Source organism: Actinoplanes sp. URMC 104 (assembly GCF_051386375.1).
Taxonomy (GTDB): domain Bacteria; phylum Actinomycetota; class Actinomycetes; order Mycobacteriales; family Micromonosporaceae; genus Actinoplanes.
In genome coordinates this window covers 379,312-394,936 of sequence record NZ_JBPQTO010000012.1, presented here as the reverse complement: position 1 = coordinate 394,936, position 15,625 = coordinate 379,312, and the positions used below count along the sequence as shown (strand labels likewise).

Genomic DNA, 15,625 nt, shown 5'->3' with positions numbered 1-15,625 from the left:
ACCATACGCGGCGGCCGATCTTGCACATGGAGGCTCTGGTGAACCCACGACCCGCACCCGTCGGCGACTCCTCGCGCGCGCCGGTGGTCGGCCTGGCCGCCCAGCTCGCGCTGCTGGCGCTGCTGGGCAGCACGCTCGGGCTCACCACGGCGGGGCTGCTCACCGGGGCGGCGTACGGCCTGGTGCTCTGCGGTCTGCTCGGCGCCGGGCTCTCCCGGGCCGGCATGGGCCGCCTCGGCCCGGCGAACGCGGTGACGCTGGCCCGCGCCCTGCTGGTCGGCGGCGTGATCGCGATGGTGGTCACCTCGTTCGTCCAGCCGGTCAGCATCCCGGTGCTGGCCACGATCGCCGGGGTGGCGCTGGCGATGGACGGCGTGGACGGTCAGGTCGCGCGCCGCACCGGCACCACGACCGCGCTCGGCGCCCGCTTCGACATGGAGATCGACTCGGTGCTCGTGCTGGTGCTGGGCGCCTACGTCGGCCACGAGTTCGGCTGGTGGTGGCTGGCGCTCGGCCTCTACCGGTACGCGTTCGCGGTCGCGACCTGGGTGTTCCCGTGGCTCAACGCCGCGCTGCCGTTCCGCTTCTCGCGCAAGGTCGTCGCCGCGCTCCAGGGCGTCGTGCTCGCCGCGGTGATGGCCGGCGTGCTGCCCACCGCAACGGCCCAGGCCGCGCTCGCCGTCGCGCTGGCCGCCGTGACCTGGTCGTTCGGCCTGGACACCCTCTGGCTCTACCGCGCCCAGCGGGTCCGCGTCGCCGCTCGGCAGCGCTGGTCCGATCTGCCCCAGCCGGCTCTCGTCAGCTGACGCGGGCGATCGCGCCCGGCGGCGGAACGGGCACGGCCTCCGGGTGCAGGATCGCGGCGATCGCCTCGGCGCCGTCCACCAGGCGGGGCCCGGGCCGCACGACCAGGCCGTCCGCGTCCAGCGCCCACACCTGGGCGTCCGGGAAGTGCGGCGCCACGTGCCGGGCCTGCTCGACCGCCCCGTCCAGGTGGAAGCCGCACGGCGTGACGAGGACGACCTCCGGGGCGGGCGCGGCCAGCTCGGCATACGTCGTCTGCACCGAGCGCCGCCCCGCGCTCGCCGCCACCGGCTCGCCGCCCGCCGCCGTCACCAGGTCGGGAACCCAGTGCCCGGCCGTGAACGGCGGGTCCACCCACTCGACGATCGCCACGCGGGGCCGGCGCCGCCCGGCCACGGCCGCCGCGAGGGCGTCCAGCCGCTCCCGCAGCCCGGTGACCAGCTTCTCGGCCCGCTCGGGCACGCCGGCCGCCTCGCCGACCGAGTGGATCGTGCCGAGCACCTCGTCCAGCGTGTACGGGTCGAGCGAGACCACGTCGGCGCGGCAGCCCAGGTGGTCCAGGGCGTCGGTGACGTGGCCGGACGGCAGCGCGCACACCCGGCAGAGGTCCTGCGTCAGGATCAGGTCGGGCGCCAGTCCGGCGAGCGCGCCGGCGTGCAGCGTGTAGAGCTCACCGCCCTCGGCGAGCCGCCCCCGCACGTACGCGTCGATCTCGCCCGGGGTCATGCCGCGCGTGTCCTTGCCGCCCACCACCACGGTCTTCTCGGCGCGGGCGGACGGCGGCTTGTCGCACTCGAAGGTGACGCCGACCAGGTCGCCGCCGAGCCCGAGGGCGTAGACGATCTCGGTGGCGGAGGGCAGCAACGACACGACGCGCATCCCCCGAGTGTCCTCGGCCGAAAGTCATAGCCGGAATCCGGTCCCCGGACCGATGTCCCGCGGCGGGCGCGGGCCGATGCTGGATCCACCATTTCCTGGCAGGGGGACAACCATGACGACGGCACCGCTCGAGCACACGGACGTGATCGTCCTGGACTACCTCGCCGCGCTGTGGGCGCAGAGCGAGGACCTCGCGCCCGAGCTGCGCGACGAGCTCATGTCGACCGTTGCCGACTACATCGCGCTGCGGCGCACCTCGCCGGCGTCGCCGCTCGAGGACCCCGCCGAGATCGTGCGCCGGTTAGGGCCCCCGGAGGCGCTGGTGGCGGCGGCCCGGCGCGGCAAGGTGCCCGCGCACATCCGCCTGCCCGCCCTGATCCCGCCTCCCCCGCCGCCGGCCGCCACCGGCAGCGGGGGAGCGGCCGAATACACCGCGGTCGGGCTGATGACCGCGGGCGCCTTCGTGCTGCCGGGCGTCGGCCCGGTCGCCGGGATGCTGATGGCCAGCGCGTCGCCGCACTGGCAGCCCGCCGAGAAGGCCACCGGCTGGTTCCTGACCGTCGGCTCGGGGACGGCCGCCCTCGCCGCGGCGTTCTTCTTCGCGGTGTCCGGCACGGCGGGCCCGGCGGCGCTGCTGTTCTGCTACATGATCGTGGTGGGCGGCGGGCTGTTCGCCGGCATGCGGATGCTCGACATGTTGCGCCGCCGTTGACCTCTCAGGCCGGCCCGTTCAAGCGGGCTGGGTGCGGCGGCCGGCCTGGCCGAGGATCTCGCCGATGACCTGGGCCCACACCGCGGCGGGCGGCACCTCGTGGCCGACCCCCTCGAGCAGGACCAGCCGCGCGCCGGGGATCTCGGCGCACAGGGCCCGCGCGTGGGCGGGCGGGAACAGCGGGTCGAGCGTGCCGTGCAGGATCAGCGTGGGCGCGGTGATGCCGCAGAGCCGGTCGCGGGTGGGCGGGCCGCCCGCGCACAGCAGGTGGTTGGTCTGCGCGGCAGCCATGTCGTGGGTGCGGTCGAAGACCCGCTCGGCGAGCCGGCGCAGGTGCGGGTCGTCGGCCGTGAACGGGCCGCCGAGCCTGCGCGCGGCCGCGGCGATGCCCGCCACCGCGGACCGGCGGTCGGACCATTCGGGCGGCTCGCCCGGGTCGCCGGCGGGCGGCGTCACCGCGTACGCGGGTGGGTCGGTGCTGGTGGACATCAGCGTGAGCGACAGCACGCGGTGCGGGCGCTCGATCGCGATGCGCTGGGCGAGCCCTCCGCCCATCGACAGCCCGACCAGGTGCGCCCGGTGCACGCCCAGCGCGTCGAGCACCCCGAGCGCGTCGTGGGCCAGGTCCACATCGGAGTACGGCGGGGCGCCCGCGGGGAACGACGTGGACCGGCCGGTGTCCCGGTGGTCGTAGCGGACGACGAACCGGCCGCCGGCGGCCAGCCGCCGGCAGAACTCGTCGTCCCACCAGTCCATCGAGCCGGTCGCGCCCGCGATGAGCAGCAGCGCGGGGTCGCCGGGCTCGCCGAACGTCTCCACGCACAGCTCGATGCCGTTGACCGGCATCATCGTCTCGGTCAGCACCGGCTCATTGTCCGGCATCACACTTGACACGCAGGTTAAAACTCGGTCACCGGCCGGTCCCGTCGTGATGGGATGACCGGGTGCTGCCTGACCTGGAGGGTTTCGTACCGCATCGGACCGTGCTCGACGCGCCGTTCGAGGGGGAACCCGTGCCCGGCCTGCGGGCCGACTACTTCCGGCGCCCCGAGGGCGATCGGGTCGCGACCGTCGGGTGCTACTCGATGGGCGGGCGCGAGCTGCTGCGGGCCTGGGGCTATGTGGACGAGGAACACTGCCGGCGGCACGCGGTCCGCGACGGCGACGGCTGGCACGAGGCCGCCGAGGGGTGCCCCGACGTCGACCTGGTGCGCGACGGCCAGGCCGTGGTGGGTCTGGCCGTACGGGCTCCGGACGGTTCTCTGGTCAGGGCTTGACCGGCGCAGCGACCGCTTCCTCGTCAGGGCTCGACCGGCGCAGCGGCGGCGCGGGCCTGGCGGCGCACCACCCGCAGCGAGACCGCCGTGAGGGTGAGCGCGAGCACGAAGAGTGACAGGTGCAGGGCCGGGTCGGCGATCGGCACGAAGCCGATGATCGCGACGGGCAGCTGCACGACGGCGATCAGCGCGGCGAGCCACCAGCGGTTGCCGCGGCTCCACAGCAGCGCCGTCCAGACCGGAGCGGACGCCACGACCAGCGTGAGGGCGTCGAGCAGGGCGTGCAGCGCGGGCTGGTGGACCGCGTTGTGGGCGAAGGCCTGCGCCGGCGTGGCGATCCACAGGCCGGCGAGGACGAGGGCGAGGACGGTGGCGGCACGACGCATGGGATCCTCCAGCGCGAGTGGGCCGTTGCTCTGTGTCACCACGGTACGGACGTGACCTCAGCGCCGTAAAGCTTCACTCACGAAGTCCATCGCGGCGGGGAGGCAGCGCGACCAGTAGCCGAAGTTGTGCCGGCCGTCGGTGAAGCTGCCCGCCACGGGCCGTTCGGGCAGGGCCTCGGCCAGCGCCCGGACGTCGTCGACGAGCCCGTCCTGGCGCCCGCACCAGAGGCCCACCCTTGTGCCCCGCAGCCGCTCTGCGTTCTGGAAGATCTCACCCCCGAGGCGTACGGCCGGGGACAGCGCCGCGACCGCCCGGGCGGAGCGCGGGTACGTCCCGGCGAGCAGCAGCGACCCGTACCCGCCCATCGACCAGCCGAGCAGCGCCGTGCGCGAGACGTCGAAGCCGCGCTCGGCGCACCAGCGGGGCAGCTCCTCGTGCACCATCCGCTGCGGGTCGTCGCCGCCCGGAGCGGGGCGCCAGTTCAGCCGGTCGCCGGTCGCGCCGGCCAGCACGAACGGCTCGGAGCCACGGCGTACGGCGTCGGTCAGGAACCGGCCGAAGCCCAGCGCGGGAAAGTCGGCCGCCGTCTTGGAGGCGCCGTGCAGCACGAGGCAGACGGGCAGGCCGCGCCCGTCGCCATGGCCGGCGGGCACGGCGGTGTAGAAGTCGACCGGCTTGCCGCGGGCCTGCGACGTCCGCCGTTCGAGTCGCTCGTCACCCGCCGGGGCGTCCGGCACGACGGGGTCGAAGTCACCCGGTCGGCTGCGGTACCCCGCCCATCCGGCGGCCGCGCCCGCGGTTACGCCGAGCGCCAGGAAGGTTCGTCGTCTCATCGTCACCCACAACGGCGATCGCCGTCGTTGCGTCACGTTCCTACGCTCACGGCGTGCGCAGACTCGCCGTGGTGCTCGCCCTGGTGGCGCTGCTGCTGGACGGGTTCGCCCCCGCCCGGCCGGCGTCCGCGCGCGAGTCCGTGGTGACGCGCACGCTGAGCCTCGCCCGCGGCGCGGACCGGCCGCTGCCGACCACGCTGTGGTACCGGGGACGGCTCACCGGGCGTCACCCGATCATCCTGTTCAGCCACGGGCTGGGCGGTCTGCCGCAGCAGTTCGCGCCGCTCGCCGCCGGGTGGGCCGAGGCCGGGTACGTGGTGGCGGCGCCCGCCTATCCGCACACGAACGCGCGGGTGCTCGTCGACCGCCGCGACATCGCCCGGCAGCCGGCGGACGCGTTGGCGGTAATCGAGGCCGTGCGGGCCCTGGACCGTACGGGCGGGGACGTGCTGGCCGGGCATCTGGACGTCGACCGGGTCGCCGCCGTGGGGTTCTCGGCGGGCGGGACCACCACGCTCGGGCTGTTCGGGCCGGGGCATCCGGCCTATCTGCGCGCCGGGGTGTCGATCAGCGGGCGTGCTCCCGCGCGGTTCGGCGGGGGCGCCGTGCCGCTGCTCTTCGTGCACGGCGATCGTGATCTGGTGGTGCCTTTCGCGGCCGGTCGGGAGGCTTTCGCACTCGCGCCGTTTCCCAAGCAGTTCGTGACCGTCCGGGGTGCTCGTCACGGTGAGTTCCTGTTGCCGGGTGACGCTCGGTATGCACGGGTCTCTGCTCGGATGCTGGACTTTCTCGCTGCTCACGTGCCGGTCGCCGGACCTGAGGAGTAACACCGAGAGTCGTCGGATCTCGTCCGAACGGCCAGGTGGGTACGCAGAGTGATGACGCTTAGGCTGCCCTCGTGCGCTTGTCTCAGGTAACTATGGCTGCCGTGGTGACGGTGAGTGTCGCTGGCGTTTGCTACAGCCAGTTGGACTCGGAGGCGGTCGAGCGGAAGGCCCAGGTCGTCGCCGACCGGGCCACGTGCCGGGCGGTCGATTCCGCGATCGTCGCCTACGTCGGCGTGCACGGGAAGGCGCCCGCCTCGGTCGCAGAGCTGGCCGGCTACCTGAAGGGCGACATCACCGCCTACCGCGTCGTCGGCGGCCAGGCCGCCGGGCCGGGCTGCTCCTGACCGCTTCTGCCGCCGCGCGCCTGCCGGCGCGGCCCGCCCTTCGTCGGCCCGACCCCTCTGCCGCGCCCCGCACGACCGCCGCGGCCTCCGGTACCGCCCTGCATGACCGCCTGTCTGCCGGCCCTCGGCCCATCCGGCGTTTTCCACAGGTGCCTTGCCCGACCTCCCTCCTCCTCAGCGCTTTTCCACAGGCGTCGCTTATGCCTTGCCAGTTATATGAAAGCGGTGGCATAGTCGTCTGCGTGGACGCTTTAGCTGCGATCGCGGAGCCGACCCGGCGGCGCATCGTCGATCAGCTGCGCGTGCGGGAGTGCACGGTGACCGAGCTGGTCGACATGCTCGGCATGAGCCAGCCCGCGGTCTCCAAGCACCTGCGGGTGCTGCGCGAGGCCGGGGTGGTCACCGCGCAGACCCGGGCGCAGCAGCGGGTGTATCGGCTCGAGCCCGGGCCGTTCCGCGAGCTGGACGCCTGGCTCGCGCCCTACCGGCGCATGTGGACCCGCCACCTCGCCGAGCTGGAGCGCCACCTGGAACGCAAGGCCGGAGAGGGCGACACGTGACGACGTCTTTTCATGGGAGGAACGAGCTATGGCAATCGACATGGGCTCGGCCGGCGGCGCGAGCCTCACGGCGGCCGGGGACCACTGGACCCTGATCTTCATCCGGGAGCTGCGCCAGCCACCCGCGACGGTGTGGGAGGCGCTCACCGACCCCGCGGAGCTCGATCAGTGGGCGCCGTTCAGCGCGGCGCGGGACCTCACCGAGCGGGGGCCCACGACGCTGACGATGGTGGACGGGGACGAGCGGCACGACCTGCCCGCCGAGGTGCGGGTGGTGGAGCCCCCGCGCGTTCTCGAGTACTCGTGGGGCGGTGACCTGCTGCGCTGGGAGCTGGAGCCGGCCGGCGCGGGCACGCTGCTCACGCTGCGCCACACGTTGTTCGAGTCGGGCGACCCCGCCTCGGTCGCGACGGGGTGGCACATCTGCGTCGTCGTCCTGCAGCACCAGCTCGACGGCGACCCGGTCGGCGTCATCCGCGGCGCCGCCGCCCGGGAGCACGGCTTCGACGAGCTGAGGGAGGAGTACGCCAAGCTGCTGGCCGAGTGAAGGGGCCCGCCGCGCGACGGGCGGTGCTCGGCAACGGAGCCGCGAGAGCAGCGCGGAGCCGACAGAGCCGCGCGGAGCCGACGGAGCTGCGCGGAGCCGACGGAGCCGCGCGGAGCCGACGGAGCTGCGCCGGGTGGCGGCGCGGAGCCTGCGAGACGGCGGAGGTGGATGACGGATCGTCGATGCAACCTGACGCCGCCCGCGGTTGTCCTGGAAGGGTGAGGGCGACCAGGGGGAGACGACGGGATGGCCAGAGGGCCGGGGGCGGGGTTCGACGACTTCGTGCGCAGCCGTTCGACCGGGCTGCTGCGGGTCGCGTACCTGCTGACGGGGGATCGGCACGCCGCGGAGGATCTGCTGCAGGAAGTACTGGAGCAGATGTACGTGCGGTGGCGCCGCATCGAGCACACCCCGGAGGCGTACGCCCGCAGGGCGCTGGTCAACCGGGCGACCAACCGCTGGCGTTCGCGCGCGCGGAGACCGGAGACGCCGCTGGGCCGGCACCACGAGCAGCCGGGGCCGGACCACGGCGACGACGTCGCGATCCGCGCCGCGGTGCTGGAGGCGTTGCGGGAGCTGCCGCCCAAGCAGCGTGCGGCCGTGGTGCTGCGCTACCTGGAGGACCTTCCGGTGCACGAGGTGGCGGCGGCGCTGGGCTGCACGGACGGCACGGTCAAGAGCAACGCCGCGCGCGGGCTCGACCGGCTCAAGCAGGTGCTGGGTTCGAGCCTGGTCACGGACGGGGGAGGGCGATGACCGACACCGACATCCGCGAGGTGCTGACCCGCGCGGCCGGCGACCTCAGCCCGGCGCCGGACCTGCTGGACCGGGTGCGGGCGGGCGGCAACCGCAGGGCGGTGCGGCGCCGCACGGTGCTCGGCGGGGCGCTGGCCGTGGCCGCGGCCGGGGCCGGGGTTCCGGTCGCGCGTCACCGGGGCGGCACGGTTCCGGTCGGGCGTCGCGTCCGCGGCGACCTGGCGCACGACCGCGGGCTGATCGAGCGTTTCGAGCGGGCCGTGCGGGGCCGGGTGTTCTGGATCGGCGCCACGCCGGCCGGGCCGGTCGCCGGCTTCACGATGCCCGCGGAGCCGGGGTGGGAGCAGCAGGGCTTCGCCGAGCTCGTCGACGGGCGGCCGCAGCCGGGCGGCAACACGCTGGTGGTGCCGGCGGGCCGGATGGGTCCCGCGGCGCTGCTCGCGGGCCCGGACCGGGACGTCCTCGTGGTGCTCACGGGGGATGTTCCCGTTGCGCTGTCCGAGGGCTTCGAGATCGACGCCGCGGGGCGGATCGACCGGACGTTCGTGCCGTTGCGGGCGACCGACGGGGCCGTCGTCCGGCGGATCGCCGCGCCCGACCGGACCGTGCCGATCGCGCTGCGGCCGGGGAACGCGAGCGATCCGGTGTGGCTCACCAACATCGAGGCGGTCGTGCCGGCGAGCACGGCGCTCAACCGCCTGCCGGAGCGGATCGAGCAGCGGCTGCCGGGAGCAGGCGAGCCCCCGGCCCGTACGGAGTGGTGGGACGTGACCAGGCGGGACGGCTACCTCGACCCGTACGGCTACCACGTCTGGACGGGGCCGACCGAATGGCACCTGACCGGCGCGACGGCCGACGGGCGGCGGCTCGTGGTGCAGACGGTCGCACTGGACGGCCGGGCGCGCGCGCTCTGGATGGCGGGGCGCGACGACGAGAAGCCGCGGGTCAACTACCTCGGCATGCTCGACGACGGGTTGTCGACGGACGCGGTCGACGGCTTCGGCGAGACCTATCCGATCCTGCACGCGCGGCTGCCGCACGGGCTGGGTGTCGCGGTGGCCGCGCTCAACTGCAGACTGCGGTACCGCGTACGGGGAGAGGGAACCTGGTTGCCGGCCGCGGGCGACGCCGCCGTGATCCCGGCCGCCGCGAGCGAGCTGGAGGTGCAGCCCCGGCACGGCCGGGCGACGCGCGTCGGGGTGCCCTGACGCTGACGGGCGGGGGTTCCGGGCGGCGATTAGGTTGGGGGACGACAGACGCCACGGACGGGAGCCGCGCATGGACGTCGTGATCGGGATCGACACCGGGACCACCGCGACCAAGGGGGTGGCAGCCGGGCCCGACGGGACGCTCCGCGCGCAGACCAGCGTGCACTACCCGCTGTCCGTGCCGGGGTCGGGACGGGCCGAGCTCGACTCGCACGCGCTGCGCAACGCGGCGGTGAAGGCGCTGATCGACGTCGCGGCGGCGTGCCGGGAGAACGGCGACCACGTCGTCGCGGTGGGGCTCAGCGCGTTCCTGCACGGGGTCGTGCCGATGGACACCGCGGGCGGTCCGCTGGGCCCGCTCGTGACCTGGGCCGACGGGCGCGCGGGCAAGCAGAGCGAGGACATCGTCGCGGACGGGCGCGGCAAGCGGCTGCAGGCGCGCACGGGCACGCCGGTGCACCCGATGTCGCCGCTCACCAAGCTGGCCTGGTGGCACGAGAACGACCCCGGGACGCTGCGGAAGACCCCGCGCTGGGGCGGCGTCAAGGAGCTGATGCTGGCCGGGCTGGCCGACGCCCCGTACGTCGTGGACCTGTCGATCGCCAGCGGCACCGGCATGTACGACATCCACGAGCGCCGCTGGGACCCCGAGGCGCTCGAGCTCACGGGCGTGCGGGCCGACCAGCTCGCCGAGGTGGTGCCGACGACCACCCGGCTGCGGCTGCGCGCGGACGTGGCGCAGGCGGCCGGCCTCGACCCGGACACGCCGCTGGTCATCGGGGCCGCGGACGGCCCGCTGGCGAACCTCGGCGTGGGCGCGACACCGGCCGGCGTGGCGGCGATCTCGCTGGGCACCAGCGGCGCGCTGCGGACGATCGTGGACCGGCCGACGGTGGACAAGGACGGCCGGCTGTTCTGCTACGCGCTCACCGAGGACCGCTGGGCGATCGGCGGCGCGGTCAACAACGCCGGGTCGGTGGTGCGCTGGGCGGGGGAGAGCTTCGCCGCGGGCTTCGAGCGCCCGGGCGCCGAGGGCGAGGACGCGGACGAACGCGACGCGGCGCTGCTGGTCGAGGCCCAGGGCGTCGCGCCGGGCAGCGACGGTCTGCTCTGCCTTCCGTACCTGCTGGGCGAGCGCGCGCCGTGGTGGCGGCCCGGCATGCGCGGCGCCTACCTGGGCCTGCGCCGCGAGCACGGGCGGGCCCACCTCGTACGGGCCGCCGTCGAAGGGGTGTGTCAGCAGCTCGCGCTGGTCCGCGACTCGTTCACGGCGGAGGGCATCGCGGTCACCGAGGTGCGGGCCACGGGCGGGGCGGTCGCGTCCGAGCTGTGGGTCGGGGTGCTCGCCGCGGCGCTGGACCTGCCGGTGTCGGTCGCCGACACCCCGGAGGGCACCGCGCTCGGCGCCTGCCTGCTCGCCCGGCACGCGGTGGGTGAGCTGCCCGACCTCGACGACGCGGCCGCGCTGGTGCCGATCGCCGAGCCCACCCGGCCCGATCCGGACAACGTCGAGCTGTACGCCCGGCTGCGGCCGCTGATCGAGTCGTCCGCGCTGGCGGTGGCCGACGTGGTCCGCGAGCTCGACCGGCTCGCGCCCCAGCCGCTGCCGACGACGGAGAAGGCGGTGCAGGTCACCCCGCGTTGACGACGCGCCGGGCCGTAGGAAAGCATGGCGAGCGAGCGGTAGCGGAGGAACCCGGTGCGAATCCGGGACGGTCCCGCCACTGTGACCGGGGAGCGACCCGCCACGACGCCACGGCCGGCGACGGTCGGAAGGCGGCGGGGAGCGGCGATCCGGGAGCCAGGAGACTCCGGCCGCTCGTACCACTCGCCGCGCGGGCGTGGACACCCGCGCAGAAGGGGATCCTTGTGACGCCGTACCCGTTCCCGGCCGTGGTCGGTCTCGCCGACCTGCGCCTCGCCCTGCTGCTGACCGCCGTCTCGCCCGCCGTGGGCGGAGTGCTGGTGCGCGGCGAGAAGGGCACTGCCAAGAGCACCGTCGTACGGGCTCTCGCCGCGCTGCTGCCCGAGGTCGCGGTCGTGCGCGGCTGCCGCTTCGCGTGCGACCCGGCCGCCCCCGACCCCGAGTGCCCCGACGGGCCGCACCCCGCCGACAGCCCGGCGCTGCACCGCCCGTCCAGCCTGGTGGAGCTGCCCGTCGGCGCGACCGAGGACCGGGTGGTGGGCACCCTGGACCTCCAGCGCGCGCTGGCCGACGGCGTCAAGGCGTACGAGCCGGGTCTGCTCGCCGCGGCACACCGCGGGGTGCTCTACGTCGACGAGGTCAACCTGCTGCCCGACCACCTGGTCGACCTGCTGCTGGACGCGGCAGCGATGGGCCGGGCGCACGTCGAACGCGACGGCGTGTCGGTCAAGCATGCGGCACGGTTCCTGCTGGTCGGCACGATGAACCCCGAGGAGGGCGAGCCCCGGCCCCAGCTCGTCGACCGGTTCGGCCTGGTGGTGACCGTGGCCGCGCCGCGCGACGCCCGCGAGCGTGCCGAGGTGGTGCGCAGGCGGCTCGCGTACGAGCTGGACCCGGACGCCTTCGCCGCGCGGTTCGCCGCCGACGAGCGCGAGCTGGCGGCGCGGATCGTCGTGGCCCGGTCGCTGCTGCCCTCGGTCGTGCTGCCGGACCGCGAGCTCGACCGCATCGCCCGGGTGTGCCTCGCGTACGGCGTGGACGGCATGCGCGCCGACATCGTGGTGGCGCGGTGCGCGGTGGCCCTGGCCGCCTGGCACGGCCGCGACCGGGTGACCCCCGAGGACGTACGGGATGCCGCCCGTCTGGCCCTGCCGCACCGGCGCCGCAAGGATCCGCTGGACCCGCCCGGCACCGACGAGCAGCGCCTCGAGGAGGCCCTCGCCGAGGCCGACGCCCACCAGGACGACCCGGACGACCCCGACGACGACCCGCCCGGCGCCGGCCCCGACACGCCGGGCGGAGGACCAGACACGCCCGGGGGCCCCGGCGACACGCCCGGCGGCCCGGACGACACGCGCGGTGGTCCGGACGACTCGTCCGGCGGAGGCCCGGGTGGCGGCCGGCCGAACGGTGGTGGCCCGCCGCCTTCCGGCTCGTCCCAGCCCGTCTCACCCCCTTACCGTGATGTATCCGGAAAATCGGGCGCGGAGGAGCGGCGGGAGAGCGAGACGGACGAGGCTGGGCGGCTCGGGAAGGACGGGGGGACCGGCGGCGGGGCCGCGGCGGCACCGGTCGCGCCGGGTGCGGCGTTCCGCACGCGGACGCTGAGCATCGCGCGCCGGGGCGAGGGCGGCCACGCCGGGCGGCGGTCCCCGTCACTGTCGCGTCGCGGGCGCGTCATCGGCTCGCGGGTGCCGACCGGCAAGCTGTCCGGGGCGCCGCACCTGCCGGCGACCCTGCGAGCCGCCCTGCACCGCGCCGGCGCCGAGCGGGCCGACCTGCATCGCGCCGATCCCGAGCGGGCCGACCTGCATCGCGCCGGCGCCGAGCGGGCTGACCTGCATCGCGCCGAACTTGAGCGCGCCGATGTGCGGAGTGCCGGGAGCGAGCAGGCCGGCCTGGGCGAGGCGGGGGCCGGGGCGCGGCGGGTGGTGCTGCCCCGGGATCTGCGGGAGGCGGTCCACGTCGGGCGGGAGTCGAACCTCGTGCTCTTCGTGGTGGACGCGTCGGGGTCGATGGCGGCGCGGAAGCGGATGTCTGTGGTGAAGACGGCGGTGTTGTCGCTGTTGCGGGATGCCTATCAGCGGCGCGACCGGATCGGGATGATCACGTTTCGGGGGCAGGGGGCGGAGCAGGTGCTGCCGCCCACGTCGAGCCACGAAGTGGGTGTGCTGCGGCTCGCCGGTCTGCGCACGGGAGGACGTACGCCGTTGGCCGAAGGTCTGCGAACGGCCGCCGCGACCATCGCGACCGAGCGCCGGCGGGACCCGCGGAGGCGGCCGCTGCTGATCGTGGTGACGGACGGGCGGGCCACGAGCGGGCCGGACCCGGTGCGGGTCGCGCCGGCACTGGCGGGGGTGTCGACGGTGGTCGTGGACTGCGAGTCGGGTCCGGTACGGCTGGGGCTGGCCGCGCGGCTGGCCCGGGCGCTCGACGCGGACCTGATGCCGCTCGACAGCTTGCGGATGGGGAGGGCTGCCTGATGCCTCAGGGAAAGGTCACGACCGTGCCGGACGACGGGCTCACCACCCGTCAGCGGCGACGGCAGGCGGTGCTCGCGGTGCACACCGGGCAGGGCAAGGGCAAGTCGACGGCCGCGTTCGGGATGGCGCTGCGGGCGTGGAGCGCGGGCTGGCCGATCGGGGTGTTCCAGTTCGTGAAGTCTGAGAAGTGGCGCGTCGGCGAGGAGGCCGCGCTCAAAGCCCTGGGCGCGACCGGGGGAGCGCCGGTCACCTGGCACAAGATGGGCGAGGGCTGGTCGTGGATCCAGCGTGCCGGGACCGAGCGCGACCACGCCGCGGAGGCCGCCGAGGGCTGGGCGCAGATCAAGCGGGACCTCGCGGCCGAGACCTACAAGTTCCTGGTGCTCGACGAGTTCACGTACCCGATGAAGTGGGGCTGGGTCGACGTGGACGACGTCGTCGCGACGCTGGCCGCGCGGCCGGGCACCCAGCACGTGGTGATCACCGGGCGGGACGCGGCGCCCGCGCTGCTCGAGGCGGCCGATCTGGTGACGGAGATGACCAAGGTGAAGCACCCGATGGACGCGGGCCGCAAGGGGCAGCAGGGCATCGAATGGTGAGCGTCCCCCGCGTCGTGATCGGCGCGCCCGCCTCGGGGCACGGCAAGACGACGGTGGCGACCGGGCTGCTCGCGGCGTTCGCGCGCCGGGGCACGCCGGTGGCGCCGTTCAAGGTCGGCCCCGACTACATCGATCCCGGCTACCACGCGCTCGCCGCCGGCCGGCCGGGCCGCAACCTCGACCCGGTCATGGTGGGGGAGGACCTGATCGGGCCGCTGTTCGCGCACGGCTCGCAGGGCGCCGAGCTCGCCGTCGTCGAGGGCGTGATGGGCCTGTACGACGGGCGCACCGGCGCGGGCGAGACCGGGTCGACGGCGCAGGTCGCCGGGCTGCTCGACGCGCCGGTGATCCTGGTGGTGGACGCGGCGGCGCAGGGGCGGTCGGTCGCCGCGCTGGTGCACGGCTTCCGCAGCTTCGGCAGCGTGCGGATGGCCGGGGTGATCCTCAACCGGGTGGGCTCGGACCGCCACGAGGCGATCCTGCGCGAGGCGTGCGAGGAGGTCGGCACGCCGGTGCTCGGGGCGCTGCGCCGCGCCGACGCCGTGGCCGCGCCCTCGCGCCACCTCGGGCTGGTGCCGGCCGCCGAACGCCGGGCGGAGGCGCAGGCCTCGGTGGACGCCCTGGCCGACCTGGTCACCGCCGCGGTGGACCTGGACGAGGTGCTCGCGATCGCGCGCTCCGCCCCGCCGCTCACCGCGCAGCCCTGGTCACCGGTGGCGCCCGACCCGGTCGCGGGCCGGCCGGTGGTCGCGCTGGCGGGCGGGCCGGCCTTCTCCTTCGCGTACGCCGAGACGGCCGAGCTGCTCGCCGGGGCCGGCGCGGAGGTGGCGATCGTCGACCCGCTGCGCGACACCGCCCTGCCCGAGGGTGCGCGGGCTCTGGTGGTCGGCGGCGGGTTCCCCGAGGTGTACGCCGCGGAGCTGTCCGCCAACGAGCCGCTGCGGCGCTCGGTGCTCGAGCTGGCGCAGTCCGGCGGCCCGATCGCCGCGGAGTGCGCGGGGCTGCTGTGGTTGTGCCGCACGCTCGACGGCGCCCCGATGTGCGGGGTGCTCGACGCGGACGCGGCCATGACCCCGTCGCTGACCCTCGGCTACCGCGACGCGGTCGCGCTCTCGGACAGCCCGCTGGCGCCGGCCGGCACCCGAGTGACCGGGCACGAGTTCCACCGGACGACCGTGCACCCGCGCTCGGGGCTGCTGCTCTCCCCGGCCGGCGGCGCGGCGTGGGCGTGGCGCGGCGCGGACCCGGAAGGCTTCGCCACCCCGTCGCTGCACGCCTCCTACCTGCACCTGCACTGGGCCGGGCAGCCCGCGTTCGCGTCCCGGCTGGTACGCGCGGCGGCGTCCGTCCGCACGTGAGCGCGACGGTCGTCGTGGGCGTCGGCGCGCGCCGCGGCACCGGCGAGGCCGAGCTGGCTGCGGCCGTCGACGAGGTCCTGGCGTCCGCGGGGCTGACCCCCGGCGACGTCACCGTGCTGGCCACCCTCGACCGCCGCGCCGCCGACCCGGCAGTGCGCGGCCTCGCCCGCGCGCGGGGGTGGCGGCTGGCCGCGCTGCCCGCCGCCGAGCTGGCCCGGGCGGAGGCGCCCAACCCGAGCGGCGCGGTGGCCGCCGCGGTGGGCACCGCGAGCGTCGCCGAGGCGGCGGCCCTGTGCGCCGCGGGCCCGACAGCCGCCCTCGTCGTCCCCAAGCGGATCTTCCCGCGGGTGACGGTTGCGGTCGCCCGAGCCTGAAAGCCGCGCCCGCGCGGGAGCCCCGCCCGCGC

The 15,625-nt window shown here is 75.5% G+C and carries 18 protein-coding genes and 1 riboswitch; of the genes, 14 read left to right on the top strand and 4 right to left on the bottom strand.

From position 1 onward, the window contains the following. Positions 1-38 precede the first annotated feature (38 nt). Positions 39-806: a CDP-alcohol phosphatidyltransferase family protein gene (locus ACSNN8_RS40760; RefSeq protein WP_436656341.1), complete on the top strand. Its 768-nt coding sequence runs from the start codon at positions 39-41 to the stop codon at positions 804-806. Here the strand turns inward: ACSNN8_RS40760 and ACSNN8_RS40755 are convergent. Further along, complete coding sequence (locus ACSNN8_RS40755; protein ID WP_436656339.1) at positions 799-1,683, bottom strand: ABC transporter substrate-binding protein; 885 nt, start codon at positions 1,681-1,683, stop codon at positions 799-801. The two genes, ACSNN8_RS40760 and ACSNN8_RS40755, sit on opposite strands and share 8 nt — an antisense overlap. Before the next feature lie 112 nt (positions 1,684-1,795). Between ACSNN8_RS40755 and ACSNN8_RS40750 the strand changes: the two genes are divergently transcribed. Continuing rightward, the gene (locus ACSNN8_RS40750; protein ID WP_436656338.1) at positions 1,796-2,395 is read left to right on the top strand and encodes an HAAS signaling domain-containing protein; all 600 of its coding nucleotides are present in this window, start codon (positions 1,796-1,798) and stop codon (positions 2,393-2,395) included. An 18-nt stretch (positions 2,396-2,413) separates the two neighbouring features. On the opposite strand, the gene ACSNN8_RS40745 is transcribed toward ACSNN8_RS40750, so the two are convergent. Beyond that, complete coding sequence (locus tag ACSNN8_RS40745) at positions 2,414-3,259, bottom strand: alpha/beta fold hydrolase (protein WP_436656336.1); 846 nt, start codon at positions 3,257-3,259, stop codon at positions 2,414-2,416. An 80-nt stretch (positions 3,260-3,339) separates the two neighbouring features. Between ACSNN8_RS40745 and ACSNN8_RS40740 the strand changes: the two genes are divergently transcribed. Next, on the top strand, positions 3,340-3,672 hold the full coding sequence (locus ACSNN8_RS40740; protein WP_436656334.1) for a hypothetical protein: 333 nt from the start codon (positions 3,340-3,342) through the stop codon (positions 3,670-3,672). Positions 3,673-3,695: 23 nt separating this feature from the next. On the opposite strand, the gene ACSNN8_RS40735 is transcribed toward ACSNN8_RS40740, so the two are convergent. Together ACSNN8_RS40735 and ACSNN8_RS40730 are read right to left on the bottom strand one after the other, a co-directional pair. Then, positions 3,696-4,058 (bottom strand): hypothetical protein, encoded by a 363-nt coding sequence (locus tag ACSNN8_RS40735; RefSeq protein ID WP_436656332.1) that lies wholly within the window; start codon positions 4,056-4,058, stop codon positions 3,696-3,698. A 57-nt stretch (positions 4,059-4,115) separates the two neighbouring features. Further along, the gene (locus ACSNN8_RS40730) at positions 4,116-4,892 is read right to left on the bottom strand and encodes an alpha/beta hydrolase (protein WP_436656330.1); all 777 of its coding nucleotides are present in this window, start codon (positions 4,890-4,892) and stop codon (positions 4,116-4,118) included. 53 nt (positions 4,893-4,945) lie between these two features. On the opposite strand from ACSNN8_RS40730, the gene ACSNN8_RS40725 reads away from it, so the two are divergent. The 11 genes from ACSNN8_RS40725 to ACSNN8_RS40675 all read left to right on the top strand — a co-directional run bounded on the left by ACSNN8_RS40725 (position 4,946) and on the right by ACSNN8_RS40675 (position 15,593). Beyond that, positions 4,946-5,719, top strand: coding sequence for an alpha/beta hydrolase family protein (locus ACSNN8_RS40725; RefSeq protein ID WP_436656328.1), 774 nt, complete (start codon positions 4,946-4,948; stop codon positions 5,717-5,719). 110 nt (positions 5,720-5,829) lie between these two features. Then, positions 5,830-6,063 carry a hypothetical protein gene (locus ACSNN8_RS40720; protein WP_436656326.1) on the top strand — a complete coding sequence of 78 codons (234 nt, stop codon included), beginning with the start codon at positions 5,830-5,832 and terminating at the stop codon, positions 6,061-6,063. Positions 6,064-6,305: 242 nt separating this feature from the next. Continuing rightward, positions 6,306-6,623 (top strand): ArsR/SmtB family transcription factor, encoded by a 318-nt coding sequence (locus ACSNN8_RS40715; RefSeq protein WP_436656324.1) that lies wholly within the window; start codon positions 6,306-6,308, stop codon positions 6,621-6,623. A gap of 28 nt (positions 6,624-6,651) precedes the next feature. Next, on the top strand, positions 6,652-7,170 hold the full coding sequence (locus tag ACSNN8_RS40710; RefSeq protein ID WP_436656322.1) for an SRPBCC family protein: 519 nt from the start codon (positions 6,652-6,654) through the stop codon (positions 7,168-7,170). Positions 7,171-7,416: 246 nt separating this feature from the next. After that, the gene (locus tag ACSNN8_RS40705; protein WP_436656320.1) at positions 7,417-7,926 is read left to right on the top strand and encodes a SigE family RNA polymerase sigma factor; all 510 of its coding nucleotides are present in this window, start codon (positions 7,417-7,419) and stop codon (positions 7,924-7,926) included. After that, positions 7,923-9,134, top strand: coding sequence for a hypothetical protein (locus ACSNN8_RS40700; protein WP_436656318.1), 1,212 nt, complete (start codon positions 7,923-7,925; stop codon positions 9,132-9,134). The genes ACSNN8_RS40705 and ACSNN8_RS40700 overlap by 4 nt, the downstream gene beginning before the upstream one ends. A gap of 70 nt (positions 9,135-9,204) precedes the next feature. After that, positions 9,205-10,779: a gluconokinase gene (locus ACSNN8_RS40695; protein WP_436656316.1), complete on the top strand. Its 1,575-nt coding sequence runs from the start codon at positions 9,205-9,207 to the stop codon at positions 10,777-10,779. A 45-nt stretch (positions 10,780-10,824) separates the two neighbouring features. Further along, a riboswitch (cobalamin riboswitch) is annotated at positions 10,825-10,945 on the top strand. A 58-nt stretch (positions 10,946-11,003) separates the two neighbouring features. After that, the gene (locus ACSNN8_RS40690; RefSeq protein WP_436656314.1) at positions 11,004-13,262 is read left to right on the top strand and encodes a VWA domain-containing protein; all 2,259 of its coding nucleotides are present in this window, start codon (positions 11,004-11,006) and stop codon (positions 13,260-13,262) included. Then, complete coding sequence (cobO, locus tag ACSNN8_RS40685) at positions 13,262-13,861, top strand: cob(I)yrinic acid a,c-diamide adenosyltransferase (protein WP_436656312.1); 600 nt, start codon at positions 13,262-13,264, stop codon at positions 13,859-13,861. The genes ACSNN8_RS40690 and cobO overlap by 1 nt, the downstream gene beginning before the upstream one ends. Continuing rightward, a complete protein-coding gene (locus ACSNN8_RS40680; RefSeq protein WP_436656310.1) occupies positions 13,855-15,219 on the top strand; it encodes a cobyrinate a,c-diamide synthase in 1,365 nt (454 codons plus the stop codon). The genes cobO and ACSNN8_RS40680 overlap by 7 nt, the downstream gene beginning before the upstream one ends. Beyond that, entirely contained in the window at positions 15,216-15,593 is a 378-nt protein-coding gene (locus ACSNN8_RS40675; protein ID WP_436656308.1) for a cobalamin biosynthesis protein, read from the top strand. Before ACSNN8_RS40680 ends, ACSNN8_RS40675 begins: the two co-directional genes overlap by 4 nt. Positions 15,594-15,625: the final 32 nt, after the last annotated feature.

Bases quoted from the DNA above. Each gene is read 5' to 3' on its own strand.
- ACSNN8_RS40700 (WP_436656318.1), top strand. From the start codon at position 7,923: ATGACCGACACCGACATCCGCGAGGTGCTGACCCGCGCGGCCGGCGAC.
- ACSNN8_RS40705 (WP_436656320.1), top strand. From the start codon at position 7,417: ATGGCCAGAGGGCCGGGGGCGGGGTTCGACGACTTCGTGCGCAGCCGT.
- ACSNN8_RS40680 (WP_436656310.1), top strand. From the start codon at position 13,855: ATGGTGAGCGTCCCCCGCGTCGTGATCGGCGCGCCCGCCTCGGGGCAC.
- ACSNN8_RS40710 (WP_436656322.1), top strand. From the start codon at position 6,652: ATGGCAATCGACATGGGCTCGGCCGGCGGCGCGAGCCTCACGGCGGCC.
- ACSNN8_RS40750 (WP_436656338.1), top strand. From the start codon at position 1,796: ATGACGACGGCACCGCTCGAGCACACGGACGTGATCGTCCTGGACTAC.
- ACSNN8_RS40755 (WP_436656339.1), bottom strand. From the start codon at position 1,683: ATGCGCGTCGTGTCGTTGCTGCCCTCCGCCACCGAGATCGTCTACGCC.
- ACSNN8_RS40735 (WP_436656332.1), bottom strand. From the start codon at position 4,058: ATGCGTCGTGCCGCCACCGTCCTCGCCCTCGTCCTCGCCGGCCTGTGG.
- cobO (WP_436656312.1), top strand. From the start codon at position 13,262: ATGCCTCAGGGAAAGGTCACGACCGTGCCGGACGACGGGCTCACCACC.
- ACSNN8_RS40730 (WP_436656330.1), bottom strand. From the start codon at position 4,892: ATGAGACGACGAACCTTCCTGGCGCTCGGCGTAACCGCGGGCGCGGCC.
- ACSNN8_RS40695 (WP_436656316.1), top strand. From the start codon at position 9,205: ATGGACGTCGTGATCGGGATCGACACCGGGACCACCGCGACCAAGGGG.